10 protein-coding genes are annotated in these 14,307 nt (G+C 47.6%); all 10 read right to left on the bottom strand.

Annotated elements, in window-relative coordinates:
• The gene (locus BLA28_RS12020; RefSeq protein ID WP_069158937.1) at positions 1-939 is read right to left on the bottom strand and encodes a CehA/McbA family metallohydrolase; all 939 of its coding nucleotides are present in this window, start codon (positions 937-939) and stop codon (positions 1-3) included.
• Positions 940-955: 16 nt separating this feature from the next.
• Positions 956-1,987, bottom strand: a complete 1,032-nt coding sequence (locus BLA28_RS12015) for a LacI family DNA-binding transcriptional regulator (RefSeq protein ID WP_069153783.1) — start codon at positions 1,985-1,987, stop codon at positions 956-958.
• A gap of 16 nt (positions 1,988-2,003) precedes the next feature.
• The gene (locus BLA28_RS12010; RefSeq protein WP_167578486.1) at positions 2,004-2,936 is read right to left on the bottom strand and encodes a CehA/McbA family metallohydrolase; all 933 of its coding nucleotides are present in this window, start codon (positions 2,934-2,936) and stop codon (positions 2,004-2,006) included.
• Between the two features lie 63 nt (positions 2,937-2,999).
• A complete protein-coding gene (locus tag BLA28_RS12005; RefSeq protein WP_069158936.1) occupies positions 3,000-4,595 on the bottom strand; it encodes an extracellular solute-binding protein in 1,596 nt (531 codons plus the stop codon).
• A complete protein-coding gene (locus BLA28_RS12000; protein ID WP_069158935.1) occupies positions 4,592-6,895 on the bottom strand; it encodes a hypothetical protein in 2,304 nt (767 codons plus the stop codon). The genes BLA28_RS12005 and BLA28_RS12000 overlap by 4 nt, the downstream gene beginning before the upstream one ends.
• Entirely contained in the window at positions 6,888-9,320 is a 2,433-nt protein-coding gene (locus BLA28_RS11995) for a hypothetical protein (RefSeq protein ID WP_069158934.1), read from the bottom strand. Before BLA28_RS11995 ends, BLA28_RS12000 begins: the two co-directional genes overlap by 8 nt.
• Position 9,321: 1 nt before the next feature.
• Positions 9,322-10,194, bottom strand: a complete 873-nt coding sequence (locus tag BLA28_RS11990; protein WP_069158933.1) for a carbohydrate ABC transporter permease — start codon at positions 10,192-10,194, stop codon at positions 9,322-9,324.
• Positions 10,194-11,078, bottom strand: coding sequence for an ABC transporter permease (locus BLA28_RS11985; RefSeq protein WP_009250859.1), 885 nt, complete (start codon positions 11,076-11,078; stop codon positions 10,194-10,196). The genes BLA28_RS11990 and BLA28_RS11985 overlap by 1 nt, the downstream gene beginning before the upstream one ends.
• Positions 11,079-11,106: 28 nt before the next feature.
• On the bottom strand, positions 11,107-12,201 hold the full coding sequence (bglB, locus tag BLA28_RS11980) for a beta-galactosidase BglB (protein ID WP_069158932.1): 1,095 nt from the start codon (positions 12,199-12,201) through the stop codon (positions 11,107-11,109).
• 392 nt (positions 12,202-12,593) lie between these two features.
• Complete coding sequence (locus BLA28_RS11975; RefSeq protein WP_069158931.1) at positions 12,594-14,075, bottom strand: LCP family protein; 1,482 nt, start codon at positions 14,073-14,075, stop codon at positions 12,594-12,596.
• Between the last annotated feature and the right edge of the window lie 232 nt (positions 14,076-14,307).

Here is a 14,307-nt window from a genome sequence, read left to right as displayed (position 1 = left end):
CTAATCCAGAAAAATAGGATTCGAATAAGCAGAACGGCCTGCTGCATCCATACATTCTGCCCGAATCAGTTTCTCGGTACCTTTCAGCTTTGTCACGAATTCGGTAACATGCCTTCCCATCTTACGCTGATACTGCCTTGTTTCCCCATTGATATAAATTCGTATACAGGGAGAACATTTTACATGGACATACCCGTCTTCCACATAAAAATCATAAATAGAAGGCCCGGTTGAAGTATAAAAGCTTCCTGCCTTCATAGCCTCAATGATCGCCCGGGGAGATCTGTCCGCCGCCTTCACCACGGTAAAGCCGCCGAAGGAATCACAGTACATGGAATCCACATCGCCGTCAATGGGACAATGGCCGTTATGATTATCATCACTGCCCCCGTTCCACAGCCTGCAGCCGCGCAGAAGCATCTCTGTCCAGAAAACGCTTCCGTCTCCCATGTTTTCCAGCCATTCGGTTGCATAATTCATAATTTCAACCGCATGATAGGGGTTCTCATTTTCAATCTCCGGGCTGGTAAGCAAAGACCAGTGAGGATGATTCAGCATGACATAGCAGCCTTTTTCACGCAGTTCATAACACAAACCGAGGGAAACCTTTCCGGTCCGTTCGGGAAGCGTCATTTTCTGTCCGGGTGCGATCCCTTCCACCTCATCCGCCCAGAGGAAATTGACATGGATATCCTTGTCATTTGACGCGTTTCCCCATAATTCAAAGCCCTGGATCATGGTAAAGGTATCGTCCGTCAGGCTGCGGGTATCCGTATAGGTATCATGATCGGTAACCGCCAGGAAATCATAGCCGTGTTTCTTATACTGATCCTTCATCTGCTCCGGCGTCCAGCTGCCGTCCGAAAAAACGGTATGGCTGTGAATGTTCCCCTTTAACCAGACTGCATTCTCATCCTGTAAAAATATTGTCTTTTTCATAATTGCGCATCCTCTTTTATTCTTTATGGAAAGCCAGGCTTTCTCTCTTAACAAACTCTAATGGAAGCTCCTGGTGGGATTTTTCCACCTTTCCTTCAATACTGTCGATCAAAGCCTCCACGCTCCTGTCTGCGATTTCCTTGAAATCACAGTGAATCGTTGTCAGTGCGGGCGTCAGGTATTTGGAAATCGAAATATCATCAAACCCGATTACCGAAACCTCTTCCGGCACCCTGATCCCCAAATCCTTCAGCGCATTGATCGCGCCGATCGCCATCTGGTCATTTGCAGCAAAGATACCGGTAGGTTTTTCCCCTTCCTGCGTGTAAATCTTTTTTACTATTTCGTAAGATAAGTCTTCATTGAATTCCCCGTTGCATTCCTGAAACGAAAGAATCTGATCCTTGTATGCCTCAAGCGCCCGTTTCACTCCATGAGCCCTTCTTTTAATAGGAAGTCTCCTCCTCGAACAGGTAAGGTATAACAGCCGCCTGTGGTTCAGCTTCACAAGACATTCGATTGCCTGATATCCCCAGGTTTCATCATCCATATTGACAAGGGAAATATTAGGCAGATCCAGAGTCACCTCCTGATTGATGAGTACCAGGGGAACCCCTTTCCTTGACAGATATTCCAGGTTCGGGCTTCCGCTCGCATAACCGAAAAGAATCGCCCCCCGGATCAGCCCTGAATTCAAATACTTTTCAACCTCGGAAAAATCGTCTTCCTTCGGCGTGATATCCACCAGCGTCTTATATCCCCGTTTCTGCGCCGCATTTACCACAAGGTTTACAAGCTCTGTCGCAAAATGGGAAGTGACGTGGGTGTTTCCTCCGGCCTCTTCGGAGTATGTGGTAAAGAAGCCGATAATCTGTTCCTTCTTCCCCACCAGGCTTCTCGCCTGGCTGTTCGGTTCAAAATTATATCTCTCAATATATTCCTTTACCCTTTGCCTTGTCTCCTCAGAAACACCGTCCTTGTTATTCATCACCTTGGATAAGGTAATCCGTGATATACCGATGATACGGGCCATTTCTTCCATTGTCATAAGCGTTCCCCCCATCTCATAAGAAAATGGGATTGGAATATGCAATATGTCCGTACTTGTCTACACACTGAACACGCACAAAGGTTTCATTACCCTTTAAAGGAATCCGTCCTTCCATCAGGTCCACACCCAGTGCACGCATGACCTTGCCTCTGTTTCCGCTGAGGCAGATACGCTCACAGGGAGAGCATTTCACAACCGCTTCCCCATCCTCCACATAAAAATCATGAATTTCAGGCCCCATGCTGGCATAGAAGCTGCCTGTATCAATGGCCTCTATTATGCCTTCCTGCGTAAAGGATTTGGCTTTTACCACAATAAATCCGCCGAAGGAATCATTTTCAATCAGATGGAACGGCCAGCCGTCGCGGTGGACATAGCCGTTATGGCTGTCATCCGTTGCCAGTCCCCAGAGTCTTCTGCCTTTTTTCAGAAGGGCATCCCACTCTCTCGCATCATCCCCAAGAAGATCCAGCCACTCGCTGGCATGGTTATATACCTCCATACAGGTAATTCCCGGAAGATCAATGATTTCGTCCCATTCCAACGCCGACCAGTAAGGGTGGTTCAGCATAAGGATGTTGTTCTTTGCATGGTTTCTTAAGAATGCCAGCCCATCTTCCGGATCCGGGATATCGAATTCCTCATCCTGTTCAAAATCATAGGTGCTGTTCCTGCTCATCACATTCACATGCATCACCTTCTCCGGTGACTTGTCATTATGGATGCTTAACTCAAATCCGGGTATCATCACGAATTTATCCTTTTCATTGAACTGAGGATAAGCTGTGAAAATATTGTGGTCAGACAGGCAGAGAAACTGATAGCCCCTCTCTCTGTAGGCGCGGACAACCCGCTCCGGCGGCAGTTCGCCGTCGGAGTTGGTCGTATGTGTATGAAGGTTGCCTTTGAGCCATATGCCGTCTTCTATAAAATTAGTAAACTTCATTTCTGCTCCCATCCGCACGCTTTCACGCGCACGCGGCAAACGCCGCATAAATTTGTATAAGGATTATTTCATATTTGCGTCATACCAGGCTGCTCTTTCGTCCAAAACATCCTGTAAATGATTATCAACAAGTGTCTGATATTCTTTATCATATACTTCATCAAACTTGCCTTCCGGTGCGGACATTACCTTAAATACGAATTCTACAATCAGGGACTGCAGCAGCGGCACATACTGATCCGTTTCCAGTGCGGAAGGTATCAGACACTTATCATAATAGTTGCTGTACTGGACTTTTATTTTCTCCTCTACAACCTCCTGCGGTACACCGGGATTGCCGCTCATGAAGTTTTCTACCAGCCTGTCTTTCTCAAAATCAAAGTTGGCAATTAAGAAGTTGGAATCGCCAGGGCTCGGGTTCAGGCCCAGCTTTGTCATTTCCTCAGAAGTTTTTCTCACAGGAACGCCGTCTACCATATCACTGCCTAAACCAACAATACCATATGCCACATTCATCGCATTCTCTTCATTGGACAGCCATGACAGATATTTCACTACTGCGTCAATCTTCTTTTCAGCGGTCTTGGGTACATATACATAGTGGGACAAAGCATCCTGGGAAGGCACTTCATAGGAACCATCCGCATTTTTCAGGACATCAAATTCAACCATATGGTAATCCGGATCCTCTGCGGTAGCATATGCTTTGATGCAGTCTGAGCCTCCGTCTAATACAAATCCAACCTTACCGTTGGCAATATCCTGTTTATACTTTGTGGAATCCACATCTACAGCAAAATCAGCAGGTATGATTCCATCCAATACGAACTGGTTCAGCTGTCTGAGACCGTCTTTATGGCCCGGCTTCAAAATGGTTGTAAAGGTAGGCTCATAGATATAGTTGTCTCTTTCATTTTCACGGCTTACATAAGAAAGCAGGAAGTTTGTATAGTTTCCGTCCGTAATCTTACCTGCAAATGCATAAGGTGTGATATCAGGGTAGTTTTCCTTCATTGCATAGAGTACTTCTATCAGTTCTTCTCTGTCGGTGGGCATCTCCATCCCCATCTTCTCCACAAGATCCTGACGGATGTAAGTATCATGTCCTTTGCCATGATAGGAGTATACGCCGGGAAGGGCATACTGCTTTCCGTCAAACTGGGCGAATTCGATCGCTTCCTGATTCTCAGATACATACTTCGGATCCATACGCTCCAGATAAGGCCCCAGATCTACCAGTCCTCCCTGGCTTCCGTAAGTGGCAACACGCTGTCTGTCATATGTCCTGATGATATCAGGCGCAGTACCAGCAGTCAGCATCAGGTTCACCTGATCATCGGCGCCGGAACGCGGGACAGGAACGAAATTCACATGAACTCCCTGGGGTTCCATCGCTTCATTAATCCAGCGTGTCAGTTCATTGTCCGTCAGGGAATTCCCCGAGGAAAATTCAGATCCTCTGTCATAAACCATTACGTTTATGTCTACGATATCTTCCGGCTTCACATTCTGTGCTTCTGTTGCTGCGGCTGTTGATTCTCCCGCTGTGTTCTCCGGCGCTGCTGCCGAAGGCTCCGTTTTTGACGCGTTGCCGCAGCCCGTCACTGCCATTGCCGCCGCCATGACAAGCGCGCATGCCTTAGTAAAACTTTTTCTCATCTCTCTTTACCTCCATTTTGGTGTAGTTTATGAATAAATTTTTCAAAACTGCCGTAAACCGATTCCTCTTCCACAAGGATCTTCCATACATTATCCTTACCAGGGGAAACCAACTCGTAATTTTTCAACGGACCTTTATCGGTAATCCAAATCCCGTTGTCTGCATAAACCGCCGCACAGAAATTATCTTTTTTCAAAAAAAGCCAGCGGCCTTCCAGGCGCCATTCGCTGAATTGCTCCAGCGGACAGAACGCATGGGTGTACTGCACTTCCTGATCCAGCAGATGAAACTCAGCCACAGCGAGGTTTTTATCCTGCCTTATCAGCGGGAGTGTGCCGTTCCCTGCAAAATAACCGGGCCGTCCTTCTCCGAAATACACCGCTTCTCCCGGATGATTGATCCAGATCTGCGTATCACAGTCCTTAATCATCACCTGCAGGACATGTTCCTGTGAACCGGGTTCTCCCGGATGATAATCCAGTACGCTGCCCATAACATAATCCGGCGTTCTGTAACTGTAAAGATGTACCTTTTCCTCACCTTCCGCACTCTCTGTTATCCTTCCTTCTGCCGGTACATGATAAGACTCCATGACTTCCGCCGGCGGCTCATATGAGGAGAGGGCAAACATCAGCGTGGCAAGTGTATGCTGTCCCAGATACCCTTCGCCGTTCGCTATAAAGTTCAGCGCGGTGGATTCACTGGTCCTGCGTCCAATCAGATTCTTGAAATAAATTCTGCCGTAGCTCGCTGCGACGATTCCTTTAAAGGAATTGATCCCCAATATTGAAAATGCCTTATCCAGCGCTTTTTTGGCCAGTTTCCTTATCTCCTCGTCCGAAGCCAGGTCATACAAGGCGAAAAATCCTGTCATATCGATGGGAATGTACACCGGCGAATTCCACTCATTAAAGCCATAGCTCAGGAAATTGCGGAACCAGATCTTTAGAAGACGCTCCGCCTTTCTTTTATGCATTGCACCGGTCATCCCGCTGTTTGTAAAAATTTCCTGCTCAAACAGCCCACCCGCAAGGTATTCCGCGGTATGGAACAAAAGCGCGTGGTTTTCACTGAAAAACCACATGACATCATTGCCCGGTTCGTCCGTCCAGTACCGGAAATCCAACAATACCTGTTTGATGCTTTCTTTTTCTTCCCCTGTAAAAAGAGGGGAATGGTATGCATGGAAAAGCGCCGGAAGCCTGAAATCCGCACAGTCCTCCCTCTGCCTGATACAAGACAGCTCCTTTTCCCATATCCTTTTAACCAGCGCCTCCTGTCCCCCCATTATCCTGAGAGCCAGCGCCTTCGCCAAATTGTCCAGCCCGTTCTCCGCCATGAACCTGATGGCGGCCTGTTTCCGTTCTGCCGCCGTTCCGATACCGCTGTCCGGCATCACTGTTTCGTCATAGTATTCAAAATTCAGGACACGGTTCAGCTTTACATCTCCCACGCATGTACGGACTGTTACTGCCACCATGCCCACCCTTTTGGAAACAAGATCTCCAATGGGGATTGCTTTCTCTCCCGGATGTATCGTCACCGTTTTCTCTTTGCTCACCGGATCCGCATGTGAGTCATAAAATACCATTTCCACGGAAACGGTCAGCTCATCCCCTGCAGGCTCCGTAAAATCAAGTTCGATATCCGTATCCTGATAGTTAAACCTTTTCAGATATATTCCTGAAAGCAGCTTCCGGGTCCTGTCCAGAGCCTCCGGATCCGCCGCGCAGGGCAGGTACGCCTTCAGGACTTCCTCACCCATATATCTCAGTTTAAAGGAAAGACTCGTATCCCGCTCCGCCAGCTCATTTGTCAGAATATACAGTGTATTTTTCCCCTGTTTCAGAGTGACAGAACATTCTGCTACCTTTTCCTCATTACGCAGGTAAGAATAAAACTCTGCCTGCTTCTCCCCGTTTACAAAGACTTTTGCGCCTCCGCAGGTCATAAGGCGGAACGGATATAATCCCCCTGCTGCCGTCTCCAGTTCAAGCTGCGCTCCGAATGTCACCTTCGTCGGAAGCTTCCAAAAAGCGCTCCGTTCCACCTTTTCGGTTTCAAACGGGAAATAAACCTCGCTGCATGGCAGGAACTCCTCCTCTTCCCTTTCAAACGGCCTCTCCTCCACATACTGAACCCTGACCGGGGAAACAGCCTCTCTCCAGGGCATATTCACACCATAGGAAGAAGGATAGGGCTCCGGTCTGCTTCGATAATGCTCTTCTTTCAACGGACTGAGCATCCATCTGCTTATCAGATCCCCTTTATGAATCTCATAAGTAAAAATATCAGGCATAAAAAGTCTCCTTCATCGTTTCAAACTCCATCTGTCCGTAAGTCATATCCCGGAATACCAGTTTTCCCTTCTCCTTTACAGGAGTATGTGCCATATGCCACGCAATAAAACTCTTAAAATCCCCAGCCTCCGAACGGGAAGCCGCTTTCACAAGCCAATTGGTATTGATTCCCGGAGAAAGCAGCTCCTTCTCCGTCAGCGGAGGCTTCCGGTTCACAGACAGCCCGTTCTGCGCATATACCGCCAGATAGGCATCACCTCTTCGCAGGAACGCCCAGTGTTCCCTCACTTCTGTCTCGTCGCAGACACTCATATCACAGAACATATGCGTAAAATCCGCTTCTGCGTAATCCAGCAGCTTATCACAGAACTGATAGCTCAGCACCACCACATTTTTCTGCTGGCTCACCAAAGGGGTGAGACCGTTGCCGTTAAAATATCCCGGCCTGCGGATTCCGAATATCTTCCGTTCTCCCGGATGATTGATCCAGATACGGGAACGGTAATCCTTCAAAAATACGTTCATCAGCAGCTCCTGCGATCCCGGCCCTCCCGTTCTCGGCGTCACACAGGAAGCGATACTATAGTTCTTTGTCTTATATATAGTTGTCGGTACCTCCATGGTACCCTGCAGCCTCTGTACGGTAAAAGGCTTTTCCTTATTCCAGCATGCCGCCTCTCCCAGCTTTTCCGGCGGCTGATAATCGGAAAGCGCCAGGAAAATAAGAGGATCCACACGGCCGTTCAGACAGCCTTCCCCCCAGGCAAGCCACATAAGCGGGTTTGTTTCCAGATTCTTATTGGCAAGAAGCTCTTTTGTGTATATCCTGCCGCAGGCACCTGCCAAAAGCCCGTGAAAACTGTTTTCAGCAAATATTTCATACGTATAGTCCAATGCCCGCCCGGCAAGCTCTTTCACCTCTTCATCCCTGCAAAGTACGAGCAGGGAAACGTAGCTTAACATATCCACCGGAATATAACAGGGAGAATTCCACTCGTTGTATCCGAAATCCAAAAGCTTTTGCAGCCACTCCACGATAAGCCTCTTGGCTCTCGCGCTCTGCTCCCGTCCCGTAAAACCGCTGTTGGTAAAAACCTCCTCCGGATACAGCTCTCCCGCCAGCATCTGCGCCGTATGGAAACACAGCGCATGGTTTTCACTGAAAAACCACATGGCGTCATTTCCCGGCTCGTCAAACCAATATCGGAAACCGATGCATACCTCCCTGAAGTATGCCCTCTGCTCTTCCGTAAGCAGATGGCCGAACTTAATCAGCACCCACAAAAGCTTCACAACCCGGAAGTCCGAACAGTCACCTCTTCTGCGGACAAATTCCACATACTCTTCACAGCAGCTCCTGTACTCCTCATACAGATTCTGTCCGCGGGCCAGATGCGCAATATACTGCTCAAAGCTCTTCGGCGTGCTGCTGATAATAAAATCCAGCGCCGCTTTTTTACGTTCCTCCACAGTGTCCGGTGTAAAACGGTACTCCAGGCGTTTCGGAAATACTTCCGCCCCAAGAGCAGTGCTCAGGGAAACCCCTTCCACCTCGCTGCAGACTGTAAATTCATAGTAACCAATAGGAAGCTCATCTGTATCTCCCCATATCACTTCACCGCTCCCGGCCTTCACCTCCTTTCTCTTTTTCACGTCTCCGGCCTTCACCTCAATCACCGTGTCCTTCTCAAAAGGATAATCCGTACAAATCGTAATCCTGCCCTCTTCATAAGTCAGCCGATCCAGATACATGGAGGCAAGACTTCTATGTACAGACTGTACGGCACGGATATCCGCAGACACGGGAAGGGAAAATTCCAGTTCTTCTTCCGACAGGTTCTTGATTCCAAAGTTAAAAATGATATTTCGTTCTCCGTAATTGCTGCACCCAACCACGATTTCGTTCGTTCCCGCCCGCAGAAAAAGCTCTGTTTCCTGCCTGGCTTCTATATTGGATTCATATGGAAAAAAAGAAGCTTCCTCTCTGCCCTGAACCCATACCTTCATCCCGCCGCAGGTGGACAACTCCACCCGCCATGTACAGTCCGTCCTGCAGTTCACATATACTCTCGCATAAAAACGAATGTCATGGGGGAAGCTCCAGAAATCGGAAAAATCCACTTTTTTCGTCTGAAAGGGGTAATACAGCCTGTCCATAGCTATGTCTTCCGGATAGCCGCTCTTTTTAAAATCGCCCCGTTCCAAAAATTCATCCTTCGCCGGTGAAGTGCGTTCTTTCCCATCCGCCCTTTTCACACTGGCGCCCGGGTGATAGTTTTCAAATACGGTCGGCACCATTCCGGCCTCGAAAGGGATTTCTATCACATCACTGGTAAGCCAGTTTGAAACATATTCCCCTTTTTTAACGGTATAATTCAAACCTTTACTCTGCATCGCCGCTGCCTCTGCTTTTCTTCCTGCCACCTTATTCTTTAACGCCTCCAATCATAACGCCCTTGGTGAAATACTTCTGCACAAAGGGATATACAATCAGCATGGGAACCATGGCAAACACAATGGTTGAGGACTTGACATTCTCCGGCGCCACAAGCACTGTCGCCATTTCCTCCGGGTTATATGTAATCGACAACGTATCCAGCAGGAGCTTAAGCTGATACTGTAAGGTATACAGCTCCGTCTTGTTGATGTAGTACAATACGTCGGTAATGCCGTTCCATCTGGAAATCGCATAAAACAGCATGATGGTGAAAATAGAAGGCAGGGACAGCGGAATCGTGATCCGGAACAGACATCCCCATTCTCCGCACCCGTCCATATAGGCCGCTTCATACAGTGCCTTATTAATCCCTGAAAAGAACGTGCGCAGGATTATCAGGTTGAACGGACTGATCATTCCGGGCAGGACCAGAGCCCAGACCGTATTCATCAGATGCAGTTCTTTTACAAGCAGGTAATTCGGCACAATGCCCGCGCCCACATACATGGTAATCGTAATCAGGACCAGGAATACGTGTCTCCCCTTTAAATCAGATTTGGAAAGAGGATACGCCGCCAATATCGTCATAAAGGTGGACAGTAATGCGGAGCCAAGTGTCAGGAAAACGGAATAAAATAAAGAATGTACAATGTTGTTGTTCTGAAATACCATTTTATAAGCTTCCAGGGTAAATTCCTTTGGCCAGACACCCACAAGCCCCTTCGCAATCGCATTTTTGCCGCTGAGGGAAATCGCCACGATATTCAATACGGGGAGCAATGTCACAATAATCATAAGAATACAGGCAATCGTTATTACTATCTGATACGGGCTCCATTTTTTATCATAAACTGAATTCATTACATGATTCCCTCCTCTCCGAGTCTCTTGGCAACCTGATTGGCCGCCACCACCATACATACCGCGACAATCGACTGGAACAATCCGACCGCGGTTGCAAAATCATATCTTCCCGCCTGCAGACCCACGGAATACACGTAGGTGCTGATAACGGAAGAAACATCCTGGACAAGCACATTTCCCATCAGGTACGGGCGTTCAAAACTGATGGACAGGATTTTTCCCACATTCATTATGGTCATGGTGACAACCGTCGGCCTGATCTGTGGAAGCGTCACATGCCAGATACGTTTCCACCGTCCGGCCCCGTCCATATAAGCCGCATCGTAAAGCTCGACGTTGATTCCCGCCATGGCGGCCAGATAAACAATCATTCCATATCCGGCTCCCATCCAGATGCCGGTCCCCCAGTAAATCGCACGCCACTTCGAAGAATCCCCCACGAAGTTAACAGGCCCTATATGAAAAGAAGAAAGTACATTATTGACTATTCCGCTGGTTCCGAATACCTGGTATACAATACCGGCAATTACAACCATAGACAGGAAGTGGGGAAGATAAAGAACGGTCTGTGTCAGTTTTTTCATCCTCTGGTTGCTCATTTCATTCAAAAGCACGGCCAGGACAATCGGGAACGGGAAAGTGATAAACAACTCACCCAGATTTAAAACTATGGTATTTTTCAGGGCCGTCCGGAACTCGCCGGATGCAAACACTTCCTTAAAGTGAGCCAGCCCCACCCATGGGCTGTCCCATATCCCCTGGAAAATATTGTACTGTTTAAAGGCAACGACAATTCCCCCCAATGGAAGATAATGAAAAACGATAAAATAAATAATGGGGATAAACAACATAATATAGAGACTAATTTTTTTACCTTTCAACTTTTCCTCCTATTCCACATGACCGGTCTTACTCCGCATGTTCTTCCAGCCCCTCAATCAGTACAAGCATGGCCAGCGCCTGTCCATAATGCATCTTAGACATGGGGATTTCCTTATAATGTTCCAATGTCCTGCCTACATTTGTTCCATAAGAAACCTCCATCAGCTCTCCCTCCGGGCTGATTTTCTCCAGCACCGCTTCCAGAGCCTTCCTGCCGCATTCTTCATATTCCCTGTCAATATAGCCTTTTCTGATGCCTTTCAATATTCCGTAGCAAAAACCGGCTGTACAGGATGATTCCAAATAAGAAGTGTCATCGTCAATCAGCGTATGCCACATTCCGGATGACGCCTGATACTGTTCCAACGCCTTTACCTGCCCCTGCAGCACATAGATAGCGTACTTTCTTATGGAAGGCGGCAGCTCCACTATCTCCAGGAATTCCGGAATAAAGATAGTCACCCAGCAATTTCCTCTTCCCCAAAGGGCTCCGGCAAAATTGTTTCTTTCCTCAAATGTCCAGCCATGATACCACAGGCCGGTCTTTGTGTTCGTCAGATACTTTACATGGATCAGGAACTGGTAAATCGCCTCCTCCGTATAATCCTGCCGCCCAAAAACCTTTCCTGCCTTTGCCAGAAACAGCACCGTCATCAGCAGGGTATCATCCCAGAGTTCCTGGTTGTTTTCCAGCTCCGCATGACAGTGCTGAAGACCTTCCTCCTTCGTCCTCTTCATATCATGCATAATCCATTCCGCCCACTCACGCATTATCGCTTCATACTCTTGATTAGGGCGGTGCTCATATACACAGGCCATTGTAAGCAGCGGAGCTACCGTATTTACATTCTTCTCCGGCAGGCCGATTTCCATTCTGTCCTTCAGCCATGCTTCTATGTAATCCAGATGTTTTTCATCATTCGTGTACTGATACAGCTTATATATTCCATAAAGCCCTACTCCGTGAGTCCAGTCCCAGCAGGAAAAACGTTTGGCCTGCACCGGCGTCCAGCCGAGTGAATCCACTAAATGTTTACGATACCGGTCGTCAGATGAATAAAGAAAATCATTAAGGTTTTTTTCGACTTTTTCAATTACCTCGAAATATTGTTGCTGTGTCATTTTTTCCTCCTGTTTTACACGTGTTAAATTTTCTTTCAAAAAAAAGAGATTTAATCGTTGTGTTTTGTTGTTAATACAAAGATAGCATACACGTGTTAAATTGTCAATATTTTATTTTAGTTTTTGCAGATAATAAACATGATGTAAATATTATACAAATATTCTGCTTACATCACTCCACAAATGTAAAATAAATCTATAGGATTTTACATTTATGAATAAAGTCTACCTGTGATTTCCTGATTTCATTCATATTCCGGCAAACAATCCTGCCTCAGTTTTTCAGCCCCCAAAACAGCCTTACAAAAAAAGACAGCGGCCCCATATCCGGGAATCCGCCATCTTTTTACTGCAGCCAGATAACCTGTTATCCTCTTTTTTACTGCATTTTTTTACTGTGTCTTTTTACCATAAAGCTGTTCCTGCAGATAAGCCCTGTTCCTGTCAAAATCCACCTGAAGGACATCCATCCCTCTGATTGTGACACTGGAATACGTCCCTTCCAGAGGAATACTCTCCTGAACGATATCATAGGTCAGCAGCTTTCCCCCCATCAGGCTCAGCCGCAGACATTCCGTCTGAGTCAGATTCGTAGTCAGATTGGGAAACAGGCCATTGATCAATCCGTTCGGATTAGTTACCAAAGCCGCCGGAAGCTTTTTCATCACGGCGGAAAGCACCTTTCTCTGCCTCTCCGTCCGGCCGAAATCCGTTCCAATAAAACGGTTTCTGCTGTATGCCAGAGACTGCGCCCCGTTCAGATGTATCATCCCGCTTAAAGAGGTATCCAGATAGTCCGTCTCCATGGGCATTCCCCGAAGCTCGTTATACTCGTTCAAATAAGCATTCACCCATTTCACTTCTTCATTTGTCAGCTCCAGATCCACTCCGTTCACCGCATCCACAAGATTTGCAAAAGCCTGGAAATTTACCACCGCATACCTGTTTACCTCAATTCCCAGATTCTGCTTTACCGTTTCCAGCAAAAGCTCCGGCCCTCCAAAGGAATAAGCCGCATTCAGCCTGTTGCCGTCCCGCCCAGGAATATCCACATACATATCCCGCAGCAGGGAAGTCATATGGATCGTCCTGGTCTTACTGCTGACAGAAAGAAGAATCATGGCATCTGATCGCCCGTCATCCCCCTCCGTCCGGGAATCACTTCCAATCAGCAGAATATTAACCACACCATTTTCCTTCAAAGGCTCCCCGGCAAGCGTTTCCACCCTGCTGTATCTCATTTTCCCGTAAATACTTCCGATTGCCAGATACCAAACTACTCCAAAAAGTACCAGAAGCACCGCCAGAACCGTTAAAACCTTTTTCCCCCGGGATTTCTTCTTTCCATTTTTCTTCTTATCCCTGCTCATTACGGCGTGTTTATCCTCCTCCCGCTTCCGTTTTTCCTTCTTTGGTTTTTCTCTGCCCTTATCTTTCCTCACAGCACGCTCAGGCTCATCATACCTGCGATGCCCCGGACGCCTCCCGCCGTACCGTTCCTCTTCATACAAAGGCTCCTCTTCCTCATCATACAGCTCCTCGTCGTATTCCGGTTCCTCATCTTCCCGCTCATCCTCATATTCCGGTTCCCCGTCATACTCCCCCTCGTCGTCATATTCCGGCTCCTCGTCATATTCCTCTTCGTCCTCATATTCCGGCTCCCCGTCATATTCCTCTTCGTCCCCGTACTCCGATTCCTCATCATACTCAGCCTCGTCCTCATACAAAGACTCCTCCTCGTATTCCGCCTCATCCATATCCACATCACCCCGATAACCGGCTTCCCCTTTTTCGTACTTCTCCACTTCTCTGTCCAGGAACCGCTCCAGATTTTTCTGAATCTGCTCCATTTCATTCCCGTTTTCCCTGCTCATAGAAAGCCTCCTTCCATACCAGGTAATATATCAACCTACGGCCCATCTCCAGCTTATATGGGGATTAGTATAACACATTCTTATAAAAAAATAAAATCCCCTCTTCGTAAACCTTCCCTGTTGAAAAACAATGAACCGGTAAGTCCCTGCGGCGTGTTTATGGAGCCCGTCTGCCCCAGCCATGCCCTCCGCGCGCCGGTATGGGGGTTCACAGGACCTTTATCTGCCATGG

It is taken from the genome of Eisenbergiella tayi (assembly GCF_001881565.1).
In the GTDB taxonomy this organism is placed as follows: Bacteria; Bacillota; Clostridia; order Lachnospirales; family Lachnospiraceae; genus Eisenbergiella; species Eisenbergiella tayi.
The sequence above is the reverse complement of the archived record's forward strand: the minus strand, read 5'-3'. Positions and strand labels throughout refer to the sequence as shown.